This is a genomic window from Streptomyces sp. NPDC045955 (genome assembly GCF_056430805.1).
This window is the reverse complement of record NZ_JBWKKY010000005.1, coordinates 94165-108492: the sequence shown is the minus strand read 5'-3', so window position 1 is coordinate 108492 and position 14328 is coordinate 94165. Positions and strand designations below refer to the sequence as shown.

At 70.0% G+C, this 14328-nt stretch carries 13 protein-coding genes; 5 read left to right on the top strand and 8 right to left on the bottom strand.

Annotated elements, in window-relative coordinates:
• Positions 1-350 precede the first annotated feature (350 nt).
• From AC07F0_RS12075 to AC07F0_RS12060, 4 genes are all read left to right on the top strand, one after another.
• Positions 351-1676 (top strand): ABC transporter substrate-binding protein, encoded by a 1326-nt coding sequence (locus AC07F0_RS12075; RefSeq protein WP_478977502.1) that lies wholly within the window; start codon positions 351-353, stop codon positions 1674-1676.
• Positions 1677-1681: 5 nt separating this feature from the next.
• Positions 1682-2692, top strand: coding sequence for a carbohydrate ABC transporter permease (locus AC07F0_RS12070; protein WP_478977499.1), 1011 nt, complete (start codon positions 1682-1684; stop codon positions 2690-2692).
• Positions 2693-2703: 11 nt separating this feature from the next.
• A complete protein-coding gene (locus tag AC07F0_RS12065) occupies positions 2704-3609 on the top strand; it encodes a carbohydrate ABC transporter permease (protein WP_478977496.1) in 906 nt (301 codons plus the stop codon).
• Between the two features lie 110 nt (positions 3610-3719).
• Positions 3720-5150 carry a GH1 family beta-glucosidase gene (locus AC07F0_RS12060; protein WP_436729906.1) on the top strand — a complete coding sequence of 477 codons (1431 nt, stop codon included), beginning with the start codon at positions 3720-3722 and terminating at the stop codon, positions 5148-5150.
• Positions 5151-5211: 61 nt separating this feature from the next.
• Here AC07F0_RS12060 and AC07F0_RS12055 read toward each other — a convergent pair whose 3' ends face one another.
• From AC07F0_RS12055 to AC07F0_RS12030, 6 genes are all read right to left on the bottom strand, one after another.
• Positions 5212-6528, bottom strand: a complete 1317-nt coding sequence (locus AC07F0_RS12055) for a glycoside hydrolase family 36 protein (protein WP_478977493.1) — start codon at positions 6526-6528, stop codon at positions 5212-5214.
• A gap of 21 nt (positions 6529-6549) precedes the next feature.
• Complete coding sequence (locus AC07F0_RS12050; protein WP_478977490.1) at positions 6550-7437, bottom strand: carbohydrate ABC transporter permease; 888 nt, start codon at positions 7435-7437, stop codon at positions 6550-6552.
• Positions 7434-8408 carry a carbohydrate ABC transporter permease gene (locus tag AC07F0_RS12045; protein WP_478977487.1) on the bottom strand — a complete coding sequence of 325 codons (975 nt, stop codon included), beginning with the start codon at positions 8406-8408 and terminating at the stop codon, positions 7434-7436. Before AC07F0_RS12045 ends, AC07F0_RS12050 begins: the two co-directional genes overlap by 4 nt.
• A complete protein-coding gene (locus tag AC07F0_RS12040) occupies positions 8405-9718 on the bottom strand; it encodes an ABC transporter substrate-binding protein (protein ID WP_478977484.1) in 1314 nt (437 codons plus the stop codon). Before AC07F0_RS12040 ends, AC07F0_RS12045 begins: the two co-directional genes overlap by 4 nt.
• A gap of 187 nt (positions 9719-9905) precedes the next feature.
• Positions 9906-11309, bottom strand: coding sequence for a sensor histidine kinase (locus tag AC07F0_RS12035; protein ID WP_478977481.1), 1404 nt, complete (start codon positions 11307-11309; stop codon positions 9906-9908).
• A complete protein-coding gene (locus AC07F0_RS12030; protein WP_436729900.1) occupies positions 11306-12010 on the bottom strand; it encodes a response regulator transcription factor in 705 nt (234 codons plus the stop codon). Before AC07F0_RS12030 ends, AC07F0_RS12035 begins: the two co-directional genes overlap by 4 nt.
• Before the next feature lie 131 nt (positions 12011-12141).
• Here AC07F0_RS12030 and AC07F0_RS12025 point away from each other — a divergent pair, with 131 nt between their 5' ends.
• Positions 12142-12654 carry a hypothetical protein gene (locus tag AC07F0_RS12025; protein ID WP_478977478.1) on the top strand — a complete coding sequence of 171 codons (513 nt, stop codon included), beginning with the start codon at positions 12142-12144 and terminating at the stop codon, positions 12652-12654.
• Positions 12655-12712: 58 nt separating this feature from the next.
• Here the strand turns inward: AC07F0_RS12025 and AC07F0_RS12020 are convergent, their stop codons facing one another.
• Both AC07F0_RS12020 and AC07F0_RS12015 read right to left on the bottom strand, forming a co-directional pair.
• Entirely contained in the window at positions 12713-13582 is an 870-nt protein-coding gene (locus AC07F0_RS12020) for a spermidine synthase (RefSeq protein ID WP_478977475.1), read from the bottom strand.
• A 128-nt stretch (positions 13583-13710) separates the two neighbouring features.
• Positions 13711-14115 (bottom strand): hypothetical protein, encoded by a 405-nt coding sequence (locus AC07F0_RS12015; RefSeq protein ID WP_478977472.1) that lies wholly within the window; start codon positions 14113-14115, stop codon positions 13711-13713.
• Between the last annotated feature and the right edge of the window lie 213 nt (positions 14116-14328).

Genomic DNA, 14328 nt, shown 5'->3' with positions numbered 1-14328 from the left:
AATTTAACAGGCTCGTCAGCTGGAGTGACCGCTACCGGCGCCCGTCGCCCCGGCCTTCCGCTTGTGCCCGCGGGCCGGTCCGACTGGCTCGATACCGCCGCCCGTGGCCGCAAGGGACTACGGCCAAGGTCCAGTTAACAGCCCGATAACTGAACGCATCTCTCCCTGTCCGGTCCCTTGACACCCCCGCCCGGACCGGAGAACCTTCAACACATCACTGGTGGGAGCGCTCCCACAGTACCTGACACATACACAACCCGCACGTTCCCCGCCCGAGCCGCAGCGAGTAAAACGGGCCCAACAATGCAGTTGGCCGGGGGGTCGGCACGTCAGGGCAACAGGAGGACGACATGCGAGCACGCATCCGAACCGCCCGCAAGGCGATGGTCCTCGCGGCCGTCGCGTCGCTGGGCGCCGGGCTGCTGGCCGGCTGTGCCGACGACGGCAAGGACGATGGCTCCGGCTCGCCGGACGGCGGTGACAAGGGCAAGACCACGATCACGTTGGGGCTTTTCGGCACCATGGGCTTCAAGGAAGCCGGGCTCTACACCGAGTACGAGAAGCTCAACCCCAACATCAAGATCGCCGAGAACGTCGTCGAGCGGAACGAGAACTACTACCCGGCGCTGCTCAACCACCTCACCACCAACAGTGGTCTGCAGGATGTCCAGGCCGTCGAGGTCGGGAACATCGCCGAGATCGTGAACACCCAGGCGGCCAAGCTCGAGGACCTCTCCAAGGTTTCGGGAGTGAACAAGAGCAACTGGCTGGAGTGGAAGTGGCAGCAGGCCACGACCAAGGACAACCAGACGATCGCCCTCGGCACGGACGTCGGTCCGATGGCCATCTGCTACCGCACGGACATGTTCAAGCAGGCCGGCCTGCCCACCGACCCGGCGGAGGTCGCCAAGCTGTGGGCGGGTGACTGGGCCAAGCTCGTGGCTGCCGGTGAGCGGTACCAGGGCAAGGCGCCCAAGGGCACCACCTTCATGGACTCCCCCGGTGGTCTGCTCAACGCGATCCTGAGCAGTGAGAAGGAGAAGTTCTACGACTCCTCCGGCAAGGTCATCTACAAGACGAACCCGGCCGTCAAGAAGGCCTTCGACCTCACCTCGGAGGCCGCCGAGAAGGGCCTGCTCGGCGCGCAGACCCAGTTCCAGCCGGCCTGGGACCAGACCATCGCCAACAACAAGTTCGCCGCGATGGCCTGCCCGCCGTGGATGCTGGGCTACATCAAGGGCAAGTCGAAGCCGGACGCCAAGGGCAAGTGGAACGTGGCCGTGGCGCCCAAGTCCGGCAACTGGGGCGGCAGCTTCCTCGCGGTGCCGAAGAACGGCAAGAACGTCGAGGAGGCCAAGAAGCTGGTCGCGTGGCTGACGGCGCCCGAGCAGCAGGCGAAGCTGTTCAAGGTGCAGGGCAGCTTCCCGAGCGCGCAGGCCGCGTACGACCTGCCCGAAGTGACCGGCGCCGTCAACGACATGACCGGTGACGCGCCGATCGGCAAGATCTTCTCCGAGGCCGCCAAGCAGATCCCCGTCCAGCCCATCGGCCCGAAGGACCAGATCATCCAGCAGGGTCTGACGGACAACGGCGTCATCCTCGTCACGAAGGGCAAGTCCGCCGAGGAGGCCTGGAAGACGGCGACGAAGACCATCGACAACAACCTGGACCAGTGACCCGGATGGCCACCCGTCACGACACCGCCGCGCCCCCCGTGGAGGGGGGCGCGGCCCCGGGCCGCCCGCCTGCGGACGCCGTCCCCGAGCAGGAGCGGCGACGGCGCGCCCGGCTGTCCCGCCGCTGGCAGCGGGACGTGCGCTGGAGCCCGTACGCCTTCATCTCGCCGTTCTTCCTGCTGTTCGTCGCCTTCGGTCTGTTCCCGCTGATCTACACGGGCTGGGCGTCGCTGCACCAGGTCGAGCTGACCGCGCCCACCGACATGAACTGGGTGGGGCTGCGCAACTACACCCGGATCTTCGACGACGACTTCTTCTGGAACGCGGCGAAGAACACCCTGACCATCGGCATCATCTCCACCGTTCCACAGCTGCTGATGGCGATGGGGATCGCCCACATCCTCAACTACAAGCTGCGGGCCTCGACCTTCTACCGGGTCGCGATGCTCGCGCCGTACGCCACGTCGATCGCCGCCGCCTCGCTGGTGTTCGTGCTGCTCTTCGGCCGTGACTACGGCATGATCAACTGGGCGCTGGACTTCGTCGGGGTCGACCCGGTCGACTGGCAGGGCGACAAGTGGCCCTCGCAGATCGCCGTCTCGTCGATCATCATCTGGCGCTGGACCGGCTACAACGCGCTGATCTACCTGGCCGCGATGCAGGCGATCCCACAGGACCTGTACGAGTCGGCGGCCCTGGACGGGGCCAACCGCTGGCAGCAGTTCTTCCACGTGACGCTGCCGTCACTGCGTCCGACCATCCTGTTCACCGTGGTCGTGTCGACGATCGGGGCGAGCCAGGTCTTCGGCGAGCCACTGCTGTTCGACGCCAACAAGGGCGCCTCCGGCGGTGCGGAGCACCAGTTCCAGACGCTCGGTCTCTACCTGTACGAGCAGGGCTGGGTCAACCAGCACCTGGGCCGTGCCTCGGCGATCGCCTGGACGATGTTCCTCATCCTGATCGTCATCGGCATCGTCAACTACGTCATCTCGCGCCGGCTGCGCGCCAGTAGTTAGGAGTTCCGGCCGTGACGACGACTGTGACGCCCCCCGAGACCACGCCCGCCAAGGCGGCGAAGCGTCCGCGCCTGCCGAAGTCCGCGCGGGCCGGCGGGCAACTGCACGGCGGTCCGATCGCGTACGCGATCCTCATCGTGTTCACCATCGTTTCGCTGTTCCCGCTGGTGTGGACGGCGATCGCCGCCTCGCGCGACAACCAGCGCCTGGCGCAGACGCCGCCGCCGTTCTGGTTCGGCTCCAACCTCTTCGACAACCTGGAGATCGCCTGGAAGGACGCCAACCTGGGCGAGGCGTTCTTCAACACCACGCTGGTGGCGGGGATTTCGGCACTGACCATCGTCTGCCTGTCGACGATCGCCGGGTTCGCCTTCGCCAAGCTGCGCTTCAAGGGCCGCAACGCGATGATGCTGATCGTGATCGGCACGATGATGGTGCCGCCGCAGCTGAGCGTGATCCCGCTGTACATGATGGTCGCCAAGCTGGACTGGACCGACCAGTTGCAGGCGGTGATCTTCCCCTCGCTGGTGAGCGCGTTCGGTGTGTTCTTCATGCGGCAGTACCTGATCCAAGCGCTGCCGGACGAGATCATCGAGGCCGCCCGGGTCGACGGGGCGAGCAGCTGGCGCGTGGTGTGGCACGTGGTGTTCCCCACCGCGCGGCCCGCGATGGCCGTGCTGGGCATGCTGATGTTCGTGCAGACCTGGAACGACTTCCTGTGGCCGTTCCTGGTGCTGACGCAGACCGGCAACCCGACCGTGCAGGTCGCGGTCGCGGGCCTGGGCCGCGGCTACACGCCCGACCAGTCCCTGATCATGGCGGGCGCGCTGCTCGGCACGCTGCCGCTGCTGCTGGTCTTCGCGATCTTCGGCAAGCAGATCGTGGGCGGCATCATGCAGGGCGCCGTCAAGGGCTGACGCCCTCCTCCCCAGGGGCCGGGCCGACGCTGCTCCGGCCCCTGTTCTCCCCCTTCCTCCCCCCTCCCCCCTCCACCGTCGGTCTCCACGACCCCAATGGGAGCGCTTCCATGCCTGACTCCGAGAACCCGGCCACTGCGGTGACCTTCCCTCCCGCCTTCCTCTGGGGCGCGGCGACCTCCGCGTACCAGATCGAGGGCGCGGTGCGGGAGGACGGCCGCACGCCGTCGATCTGGGACACCTTCAGCCATACGCCGGGCAAGACGGCCGGTGGCGACACCGGTGACATCGCTGTCGACCACTACCACCGCTACCGCGAGGACGTGGCGCTGATGGCGGAGCTGGGCCTGGGCGCCTACCGCTTCTCCGTCTCCTGGTCGCGGGTGCAGCCGACCGGGCGGGGTCCGGCCGTCCAGAAGGGCCTGGACTTCTACCGCCGGCTGGTCGACGAGCTGTTGTCCAAGGGCATCAAGCCGGCCGTCACGCTCTACCACTGGGACCTGCCGCAGGAGCTGGAGGACGCGGGCGGCTGGCCCGAGCGGGACACGGCGTACCGTTTCGCGGAGTACGCGCAGATCGTCGGCGAGGCGCTGGGCGACCGGGTCGAGCAGTGGATGACGCTCAACGAGCCGTGGTGCAGCGCGTTCCTGGGCTATGCCTCCGGGGTGCACGCCCCGGGCCGGACGGATCCGGCGGCCTCGCTGCGTGCCGCGCACCATCTGAACCTGGCGCACGGGCTGGGCGCGTCCGCCCTGCGGTCGGTGATGCCGGCCCGCAACACGGTCGCGATCAGCCTCAACTCCTCGGCCGTCAGGCCGCTTTCGCAGACCCCGGCGGACCTGGCGGCGGCCCGGAAGATCGACGACCTGGCCAACGGCGTCTTCCACGGCCCGATCCTGCACGGCGCGTACCCGGAGTCGCTGTACGTGGCGACGGCGGAGCTCACGGACTGGAACCACGTCCTCGACGGCGACCTGGCGCTGATCAACCAGCCGCTGGACGCGCTGGGCCTCAACTACTACACGCCCGCGCTGGTCTCGGCGGCCGACCCGGCGGCCAAGGGACCGCGCGCCGACGGCCACGGCTCCAGCGAGCACTCGCCCTGGCCGGCCGCGGAGGACGTCGCCTTCCACCAGACGCCCGGCGACCGCACCGAGATGGGCTGGACGATCGACCCGACCGGCCTGCACGAGCTGATCATGCGCTACACCCGGGAGGCGCCGGGCCTGCCGCTGTACATCACCGAGAACGGTGCGGCCTACGACGACAAGATCGACTCGGACGGCCGGGTGCACGACCCGGAGCGCGTCGCCTACCTGCACGGCCACCTCTCGGCGGTCCGCCGCGCGATCGCCGACGGCGCGGACGTCCGCGGCTACTTCCTGTGGTCCCTGATGGACAACTTCGAGTGGTCGTACGGCTACGGCAAGCGCTTCGGCGCGGTGTACGTGGACTACGCGACGCTCGAACGCACCCCGAAGTCCAGCGCCTACTGGTACGCCCGAGCGGCCCGGACGGGCACGCTGCCGGAGGCCGTGTAGCCACTGCGGAGGCGGGGGGACGGGGCGCGGCACCAATAGGGGAGTGCCGCGCCCCGGCATGTCAGGAGACGCTGCGTGGCGTCAGCAGCCGGCGGGTCGTCGTCACGCCCCACTCGTCGAGTGACAGCAGGCGGTCGCTGGAGGCCATCAGGCCTCCGGTGGATTCCACGTGTGCCGCCCACTGTTCACGGGTCTCGACGGCCGGGCGGGCCATCAGGCAGTCGGGGTCGTTGGTCCAGAGGCGGTCGTGCTGCCACTGGCGGTTCGCGCCCGTGAACTCCGCCGGGTCCTGGCCCGGCTGGGAGTAGTCGTCGGCCTCGGGGCGGCGGTGGGGGGCCGTGTCGGGGCTGACGCGCATGGCGTCGAACAGGCCGATGGAGGGGAGCATCGGGGCGCCGCAGCCCAGGAGGTAGGAGTCCGGGCCGATCGCGTCGCGGATCAGGCGGATGCCGGAGCGGTACGCCGTGAGGGGGTCGACGTCCGCGTGGCGGATGCCGTCCAGGGCGCCCGCGTAGAGGAAGTCCGTCTTGAAGTAGTCGTAGCCCTCCGTGCGCAGGGTGGTGAAGACCTCGGTCAGGTACGCCGCCGCGTCCGGGTGGGTGGTGTCCAGGACGCGCAGGTCGTGGCCCCAGTTGCGGCCGGCGTGGGCGAAGCCGCCGGCGGTGTCGCGGACCAGCCAGGCGGGGTGCTCGGCGGCCAGGTCGCTCGCCGGGTCGACGAGGAAGGGGGCCGTCCAGATGCCGGCGCGGCGGCCGCGGGAGCGAATCTTCTCGGCGATTCCGGCACGGGAGCGGAAGCGTCCGGAGAGAGTGAGCCAGTCCCCGAGGGCCCGCTGGTAGCCGTCGTCGATCTGGACGACGTCGACGGGCAGGTCGAGGGTGTCCATCGCGCGGAGGTTCTCGTGGATGTCGTCCTCGGTGACCTCCGTGAAGTACTCGTACCAGGAGCACCAGACGGTGGGCGCCGGGCGTGGGGCCGCGATGCCGAGACCGGAGGCCCACTCGCCCAGCACGGACTGGATGTCGTCGCCCGTCCACTCCTTCACCGGGCCGTCGGCACCGACCTCCGCGATCCCGCCCCGTGCGGCGAGCCGGATCGACGGCACCTCGCGCGTCGGTTCGGCCGCCGCCCACAGCCGGACCGGTGAGCCGTCGCCGGGGTCGAGCGCGAGCAGGCCCTCGCCCTGGAAGACGCCGGCGGGGACGGTGACGCCGGGCCGGTAGCAGACCGTGGCCCAGTTGGCGTTGACCGGACGGTGGGGCGCCGCGCCGAGGGCGTAGGCGCCGCTGGGGCTCCAGGACTGCCAGCCCTCCTCGTGGACGCGGGCGCGGCGGCGGTCGACGGGCACGGAGGCCAGCGGCGTGAAGGGGTGCTGCACGGTGATCTCTTTCGGGAGGGGTCAGCCCTTGTTGGCGCCCAGGGTCAGGCCGCTGACGAACTGGCGCTGGAGCACGAAGTAGACGATGAGAGTGGGGATGGCCGTGAGCAGGGCTCCGGCCGCGACCAGGTTGGGGTCGGTGAAGTACTGGCCGGAGAGGTTGTTCAGCGCCGACGTGATGGGCATGTTCTCGCCGGTGGAGATCAGGACGATGGCCCAGAAGAAGTCGTTGTAGATCCAGATGGACAGCAGGGTGGCGAGGGCGGCCATCGCGGGCTTGCACAGGGGCAGCACGATCTGCCAGTACAGCCGCCACACGGAGGCGCCGTCGACCAGGGCGGCCTCGGTCAGTTCGTGTGGCAGCGAGCGCATGTAGTTGCTCAGCACGAACGCGCAGAAGCCGGACTGGAAGGCCACGTGGATCAGGACCAGGCCGAGCGCGGAGTCGTAGAGCTTGCCGGACATGGTGATGCCGGGCAGGTCGATGAGCAGGTACAGGCGGTACAGCGGGGTGATGATGACCTGCTGCGGCAGCAGGTTGCCCGCCGTGAAGACCAGCAGCAGGAACAGGTTGACCCGGAAGTCGAAGCGGCTGACGTAGAAGGCGACCATCGACGACAGCAGCAGCGTCAGCAGCACGGCCGGCACGGCGACGATCAGCGTGTTGCCGAAGTAGTGCAGCATGTCCGACTGCTGGAAGGCGTTCGTGAAGTTGTCGACGTTCAGCCTGTCGGGCCAGGAGACATAGCCCTTCTCGCTGGTCTCCGCGTACGGCCGCATCGCCGCGAGCAAGGCCCACAGCAGGGGCGCCAGCCAGGCCAGCGCCGTGACGACGAGAAAGGTGTGCAGCAGGATCCGGGCGGGGCGGATGGGGGTGCGCTGCTTGTGAGCGCCGGCGACGGTGCTCATGCGCGCCGCTCCTTCCGGAAGGTGGCGATCAGGTACGGGATGATCACCGCGAGTGAGATCACCAGCAGCACGACGGCGATCGCCGAGCCGTATCCGATCCGGCTGGACTCGCCGATGATGTTGTTGGTCACCAGGATCGACAGCAGTTCGGTGCCCTGGGCGCCCTTGTTGAAGACGAAGACCAGGTCGAAGGCGCGCAGGGCCTCGATGATGGTGACGACCAGGACGACGGTGTTGGTGGGCCGCAGGGTCGGGAAGACGACGTTCTTGAACGTCTGCCACTCGTTGGCGCCGTCCAGCGAGGACGCCTCCCGCAGGGCGGGGTCGACGCCCTTCAGGCCGGCCAGGTAGAGGATCATCATGTAGCCGGCGTGCCGCCAGGAGGCGGCGACCAGGACGGCCCAGAGGTTGAGGTCCGGGTCGCCGATCCAGTCGATGTAGTGGCCGGGCTTGTTGGCCCCGATGAGGCTGTTGATCAGGCCGGTGTCGGGGTTGTAGACGAGCTGCCAGACGAATCCGGTGACCGCCAGCGACACCACCACCGGCAGGAAGAACGCGGTCTGGTAGACGCGGCTGAAGCGGATCTTCTTGTCCAGCTGCACGGCCAGGAACAGGCCGAAGGGGGTGGGCAGCAGGATGAGGACGACGAACCAGATGACGTTGTGCTCGACGGCGGGCCAGAACTGCGGGTTGCTGGTGAACAGCTGCCTGAAGTTCTCCAGGCCGACCCAGTGGATGGAGTCGAAGCCGATGCCGTCCCAGCTGGTGAAGGCCAGCGCGATGGAGGCGAGGGCCGTCAGCCACACCAGGGCGACGTGCAGGATCGTCGGCACGCCCGCCATCAGGCCGAGCGTGATGCGGTCGCGGCGGGTCAGCAGCCGGCGGTGGCCCGTCGAGCCCTTCGCGGGGGCGGCGCCCGGAGACGGCGCGGGGGCCGTCTCCGGGTTCTCGGTGGAGGTGTCGGTGCTCATGAGGACGCGAAGATCGTCTTCTTCTGACGCTCGATCGACGCGAGGATGCTGTCGACGTTCTTGGGGTTGCGGACGAAGTTCTGGAGCGCGGGCTGCATCACCGTGGAGGTGAAGTCCGGGCGGGAGTCGCGGTCCATGAACTGCGTCAGGCTCTTCGCGCCGGAGATCATCTCGAAGGACTTCTTCTGGAGCGCGGTGTAGGAGGCGGTGTCGGCCTTGGTGGAGGCGGCCACCACGCTCGAGTCGGCCTTGAGGTAGATCTGCTCGGCCTCGGGGGTGCCCAGGAACTCCAGCAGCTTGGCGGCGCCGTCGCGGTTCTTCGGGGCCTTGGAGAGCATGAAGCCGTCGGTGGGGGCCTCGACGGTGTCCTGGCCGAACTGCGGGTCGATCTCCGGGAAGGCGAAGAAGTCGAGGTCGTCCAGGTCGGCCTTGTTCGTGAACTGCTGGCCGACGAAGGTGCCCAGCAGGTACATGCCGGCCTTCTTCGCCACCAGGGTCTGGGCCGCGTCCTGCCAGGTGCGACCCACCGCGCCGTCCTGGTGGTAGGGGAGGATCTCCGTCCAGTGGTCGAAGACCTTGCGCACCTTGGGGTCGGTCCAGGAGGCCTTGCCCGCCATCAGCTCGACGTGGAAGTCGTAGCCGTTGGTGCGGAAGTTGATCTGGTCGAAGGTGCCCATCGCGGGCCAGGCGTCCTTGTCACCGAAGGCGATCGGGACCAGCCCGTCCTTCTGCATCCGCTTGCACAGGGCGACGAAGTCGTCCCAGCTGGTGGGGACCTCGTAGCCGTGCTGGGCGAAGACGCTCTTGCGGTAGAAGACCGCCCACGGGTACGTGTACAGCGGCACGAAGTAGTACTTGCCGTCCTCGCCCTTGCTGAGCTTCTTCATCGCGTCGGGGAAGTTCCCGCCGATCTTCTGCCACACGTCGTCGATCGGGGTGGCCAGCTTCTTCGACGCGAAGAACTGCATGCGGTACCCGGCGAACCAGGTGAACACGTCGTCGGGCGTGCCCTGGAGGTAGGAGTTGATCTGCTCCTGGAACGTGTTGTGGTCCTTGGTGTTCACGTCGACCTTGATGCCGGACTTCTTCGTGAAGGCGGCGTAGATCTCGGCGAACGCCTTCTTCGGCACCGCGTCCGAGGAGTTCGAGCCGAGGCTGACCGTCTTCGGGTCGGCGGCCGCACCGCTGCCGCCACAGGCGCTCAGCAGGGGTATGCCGGCGCCGAGCAGGGCCGCACCGCCTATGCCGCGCAGGACGGAGCGGCGGCTGGCAGCGGGGAGGGAGAGTCCGGAAGGAGAGAGGTCGTGCATGAACGGCTCCTGGGGGCATGGTTCGGCCACGAGGGTGTGGCGTGAAATCCAGTCTTAATCGACCAGAAATCAACTTGACCGAACACGGTGGCGCAATAACAGCCGTATGTCCGGTCATGCGTCAAGAGCCGTCGACCTCATTTGTCGAAACGTGACCGACCCGTGAGCGTGACCGGCCGCGGAGAGGTCAGACAGAGCGGGAGCGGTTGTATGCGGCAACCAGCCTGCCCCGCCGCCGGCGCCGCACCGGCCCGCGGTGGCCCCTGCGGCTCACCGGCGCCCGGTCGTCCAGCTGGATCCAGATCCGCACCTCGGTCCCGCCGAGCACCGAGGAACCGATCCGTGCGTCCCCGCCGGTCGACTCCGCAAGCCGGCGCACGATGTCCAGACCGAGCCCGGTCGAGCCGTCGGTCCCGGAGCCGCGGCCCCGCGCCATGGCGGCCTCCGGGTCGGGTATGCCGGGGCCCGCGTCGGACACGAGGACGATCACCGCGTCCTCGCCGTTGTGCACGTCGACCGCGAAGGCGGTGCCCTCCGGGGTGTGCCGGAAGACGTTGCCCAGCAGCGCGTCGAGCGCGGCGGCCAGGTCGGTGCGGGCCACGGGTATGCGCACCGGCCGGTCGGCCCCGGACACCCGCCACTTGCGGCCCTCGTCCTCCGCGAGCGCCGACCAGAAGGCCATCCGCTCCCGGACCACCTCGGCGGCGTCGCACCCGGCGCCCGGGCCGGCCGCGGCCGTCTGCGGCTTGGCCTCCCGGGCCGTGCGGATGATGGTGTCGACCTCGCGCTCCAACTGCTCGACCGCGGTCCGGGTCTGCTCGGCGGCCGGTCCCTCGCCGAGCGAGGCGGCGTTGAGCCGCAGCACGGTCAGGGGCGTGCGCAGCCGGTGGGACAGGTCGGCCGCCAGCTCCCGTTCGTTCGCCAGCAGATGGACGACCTGGTCGGCCATCGAGTTGAACGCGACCGCGGCGAGCCGCAGTTCGGTCGGGCCCTCCTCGGGCACGCGGGCGCCGAGCCTGCCCTCCCCCAGGTCGCGGGCCCCCTTCACCAGGCGCTTGGCGGGCCGGACCATCCGCACGCCCAGCCGGTCGGCGACCGCGACCGAGCCGAGGACCAGCGCGACACCGACCCCGGCGAGCACCGCCCAGGCCGTGCCCACGCCGTTGGTGACCTCGGCCTCCGGCACGTACACCTCGACGACCGCGATCTTGCCGGTGCTGAGCGCGACCGGCTGGAGCAGCGTCGAACCGCCGGCCACGCCCGTGGTGGAGGCGCGGCCCAGCTTGCGCACGGCGGCGATGTCCTCGTCCGTCGCGCGCTGCCGCCCGAGCTCCAGGGCATCCTGGCCGTCGCCCGCGGGTATGTGCACGGCCATCCCGGCATCGGAGCCCGCGGAGGCCACGACCCGTTCGAGCTGATCGCGGTCGGTGGTGATGGACAGCGCCGGGGCGACGGCCGCGGCCTCCCGCTCGGCGTTGGAGAAGGCGCGGTCCCGGGCCATCTCGCCGATGACGAGTCCGAGCGGCACCGCGAAGGCGAGCACGACCATGGTGGTCACCGCCAGCGACACCTTGACCAGCGCCCACCTCATCGCGGCGCCTCCGCCCCCGGCGGTTCGAGCTTCACGCCGACGCCCCTGAGGGTGTGCAGATAGCGGGGGCTGGCGGCCGTCTCGCCCAGTTTCCTGCGCAGCCAGGACAGATGGACGTCGATGGTCTGGTCGTCGCCGTACGACTGCTGCCACACCTCGGCGAGCAGTTCCTTGCGGGGGACGACGACCCCGGGGCGGCGGGCCAGGAAGGCGAGCAGGTCGAACTCGCGGCGGGTGAGGTCGAGCCGCGCGCCGTCCAGCTCGGCCTGGCGGCGCAGCGGATCGACGGTCAGGCCGCCCACCCGGATCACCGGGGACGGCTCCCCCTCGCCCGAGCCGGAGCGGGCGCGGCGCAGCACGGCCGCCATGCGGGCCGACAGGTGCTCGACGGAGAAGGGCTTGGTCAGGTAGTCGTCCGCCCCGGCGTTGAGCAGCCGGACGATCTCCGCCTCGTCGTCCCGGGCCGTGGCGACGATCACCGGCACGTCCGTGATGCCGCGCAGCATCTTCAGGGCCTCGGAGCCGTCGAGATCGGGCAGTCCGAGGTCCAGGATCACCACGTCGAAGCGGACATGGGCGACCTCGCGCAGCGCCTCCAGTGCCGTCCCGACGCTGCGTACGGTGTGCGAGGCGTCGGTCAGGTGCCGGATGAGCGCCGAGCGTACGAACTGGTCGTCCTCGACCACGAGCACACGTGCCATGCGCCGCACCGTACGCCATCTCGAACAGCCGGGTGCGGGCCTGTGGACAACTCCGCGCCTGGGGACAACCGGCCGCGCGTGACTGCCGTTTGTGGGCAACGCGTGGGACGAGTGCGGCAGTATGACCGGCGATGCGCAGAGGACTTCTCCACCTACTGGCATGGCTGCTCGCCACGGGCGCGGCGGTCACGCTGTCGTGGTGGGGTGTCCACACGGTGATGGCGGGCACGGCCTATGACCCGCCGCGCGCCCTGCCCGTCAAGGCCGCCGATGCGCCCGGACTGGAGTCGAAGCCGCCTGCCACGCCGTCGCAGCGGACGGGTCCGCGACCGAGCCGGACGCCGAGTCCACCGCCACCGCCCACGGCCGGAAAGCCGAGCCCCACTCCCACCCGACCACCCCGTCCCTCCCCCACGGCCACCGGCGAGGTCGAGAGCTACGACACCGAGGGCGGCCGGGCGGTCTTCGACCTGGGCAGGACCTCCGCCTCCCTCGTCTCGGCCACTCCTGGCGCGGGCTGGTCGATGCAGGTGTGGAAGACGGAGTCGTGGATCCGCGTGGAGTTCTCCTCGGGCGCGGACCGGGTGTCGGTGTTCTGCACCTGGCACGACGGGCCGCCGCGCGTGGAGATCGGGACCTACTGAGTGCCGGACGGGTGCGTGCCGCACGGGTGCGCGCCGTACCGGTGCCTTCCGCGGGGGCTCACCGGAACACCGAAGCGGGCGGCGCGGGGGACGCCACGGCCGCGATGTCCGTGACGGGTGCGGCCCCGCCGGTGAAGTCGGTGAGCGTCCTGCCGTGCTCGACCCGGCCGGGATGCGGGTCGGAGGCGGCGCGGCGGGTCAGTTCGGCGACGGGCAGCGGCTGGTCGGAGGCGACCAGGACGGCGTTCCCGAAGCGTTTGCCGCGCAGCACCGTCGGGTCGGCGACCAGCGCGAGCTGTCCGAATCGGGCGGCGGCGGTGGCGATCTGGCCGCGCAGATGGGCGAGCGGCGGCCCGTCGGCGAGGTTGGCGGCGTAGATCCCGCCGGGCTTGAGGGCCCTGCGCACGTCGTCGAGGAACTCGGTGGAGGTCAGATGGGCCGGGGTCCGGGCGCCGCTGAACACATCGGCGATGACCAGGTCGGCCCAGCCGTCCGGAACCTTGGCGAGCCCTTCACGGGCGTCGACGGACCGCACCCTGATGCGCGCGTTCGCGTCCAACGGCAGCTCGCGGCGGACCAGTCGGACCAGGCCGGCGTCCCGTTCGACGACCTGCTGGGTGGAGCGGGGCCGGGTGGCGGCGACGTACCGGGCGAGGGTGAACGCCCCTCCGCCGAGGTGCACGGCGTGCACGGGCCTGCCCGGCGGGGCGACGAGGTCGATGACATGTCCGAGCCGGCGCTGGTACTCGAAGGAGAGGTACGCCGGGTCGTCCAGGTCGACGTGCGACTGCGGGGCCCCGTCGATCACCAGGGTCCAGGCACGGGCCCGGTCACGGTCGGGGATCAGCTCGGCGAGCCCGCCGTCGACACTCTCGACGACGGCTTCCCCACCGGCCTGCCTGCGCCGACCGCTCCTGGACTTTCCCATGGGGTCATTATCGGGGTCGGGCTGTTAAGCAGGACGTACGGTTCCCCGGGGCGCCACCGCCCACCCCGCCTCCTTGGCCGCCTCGGCGGCCCGCTCCCGCACTCACCGCCCCCACCGAACCTCGGCGTCTAGCGGCAGCTGTCCGCCGCCTTGATCGTCCGGGCCGCCTCCCCGAGGGCCTTGCGCAGCACCACCGGGTCCGTCGCGAGGTCCGCCTCGCCGGGCGGCAGCAGCCAGTCCGAGCCCTCCACCGGAGGTTCGGGGGCCGGCAGTGCGCGTCCGTCGGTCTCCGTGCAGGTGCTCCCCGGCACGTCCCACGCCGCGGCCGTCCCCGGCGGCACCAGGAAGCCCAGCGTGTCACCGCCGTCGTCGTGCAGAACGGGCCCGACCGCTTCCCCGGCCCCGCGCCTCAGGATGTCGACCGCCTCCAGCCCCTGCCGCGCCGGCACCGTCACGACGTCGCAGCCGGCCGACGGAGTGCTCGGCGGCGTACCCGGCGGTGTACGAGGATCGTTGATCTGGCTGGTCTCCATCCCGGCCTCCACCACGGAACCCCTGCTTGGACGAGCGGTCGGGAGTCGGGGGCCTCCCGGTCCACAGGGTTCAACGCGGCAGACCGTCAACGGCTACGGCGCAAGTCAGCCGCAAAGGATGGCACTTCATGGCAGATCACGGGTGGGATATCCGGTTTGTAGCCAAACCCAGCGTGAGGACTCCGGCACAGCAGGTACGTTCTTGCCCGCCGG

Bases quoted from the DNA above. Each gene is read 5' to 3' on its own strand.
- AC07F0_RS12040 (WP_478977484.1), bottom strand. From the start codon at position 9,718: ATGCACGACCTCTCTCCTTCCGGACTCTCCCTCCCCGCTGCCAGCCGC.
- AC07F0_RS12025 (WP_478977478.1), top strand. From the start codon at position 12,142: ATGCGCAGAGGACTTCTCCACCTACTGGCATGGCTGCTCGCCACGGGC.
- AC07F0_RS12060 (WP_436729906.1), top strand. From the start codon at position 3,720: ATGCCTGACTCCGAGAACCCGGCCACTGCGGTGACCTTCCCTCCCGCC.
- AC07F0_RS12075 (WP_478977502.1), top strand. From the start codon at position 351: ATGCGAGCACGCATCCGAACCGCCCGCAAGGCGATGGTCCTCGCGGCC.
- AC07F0_RS12015 (WP_478977472.1), bottom strand. From the start codon at position 14,115: ATGGAGACCAGCCAGATCAACGATCCTCGTACACCGCCGGGTACGCCG.
- AC07F0_RS12070 (WP_478977499.1), top strand. From the start codon at position 1,682: ATGGCCACCCGTCACGACACCGCCGCGCCCCCCGTGGAGGGGGGCGCG.
- AC07F0_RS12035 (WP_478977481.1), bottom strand. From the start codon at position 11,309: ATGAGGTGGGCGCTGGTCAAGGTGTCGCTGGCGGTGACCACCATGGTC.
- AC07F0_RS12050 (WP_478977490.1), bottom strand. From the start codon at position 7,437: ATGAGCACCGTCGCCGGCGCTCACAAGCAGCGCACCCCCATCCGCCCC.
- AC07F0_RS12045 (WP_478977487.1), bottom strand. From the start codon at position 8,408: ATGAGCACCGACACCTCCACCGAGAACCCGGAGACGGCCCCCGCGCCG.
- AC07F0_RS12020 (WP_478977475.1), bottom strand. From the start codon at position 13,582: ATGGGAAAGTCCAGGAGCGGTCGGCGCAGGCAGGCCGGTGGGGAAGCC.
- AC07F0_RS12030 (WP_436729900.1), bottom strand. From the start codon at position 12,010: ATGGCACGTGTGCTCGTGGTCGAGGACGACCAGTTCGTACGCTCGGCG.